Annotated in this window: 1 protein-coding gene; it reads left to right on the top strand. The window is 70.2% G+C overall.

Annotated features, from left to right (window positions below; genetic code table 11):
• Positions 1–15 precede the first annotated feature (15 nt).
• The coding region (locus GCN74_RS28370; protein ID WP_319633493.1) for a POTRA domain-containing protein at positions 16–396 on the top strand (381 nt) is incomplete at its 3' end.

The raw sequence follows: 396 nt of genomic DNA, 5'->3' as shown, positions 1-396 counted from the left end.
GCGCCGCCCCTTCCCATTCCGCCTGGCAGCAGCCAGCGCGACGATGCCAGCCAAGAACTGATACGCCAGCAAGAACGCGAGCGCCTCCTGCGCCAGCAGCAGGAACGCACGCCCGACGTGCGCCTGCTTGAGGCGCCCGCGGCCGCGGCCGCCAACCGCCTGCCTGCAGGCGAATCGCCATGCTTTACCATCGACCACCTCGAGTTGCGGGGCGAGGACGCTGAGTTATTCCAATGGGCGCTGGCCGCCGCCAGCCGCGACGACCTGGGCGCACCGGACGCTGCGCTGGGCCGCTGCCTGGGCACGCAAGCCATCAATGTGCTGATGGGCCGCATGCAGAACGCCATCATCGCGCGCGGCTACGTCACCACGCGGGTGCTGGCCGAGCCGCAGGAT

Source organism: Janthinobacterium sp. FT14W (assembly GCF_009208755.1).
Lineage (GTDB): Bacteria > Pseudomonadota > Gammaproteobacteria > Burkholderiales > Burkholderiaceae_D > Janthinobacterium > Janthinobacterium violaceinigrum.
Note: the sequence above shows the minus strand (reverse complement) of the source record. Positions and strands in the feature narration are given on the sequence as shown.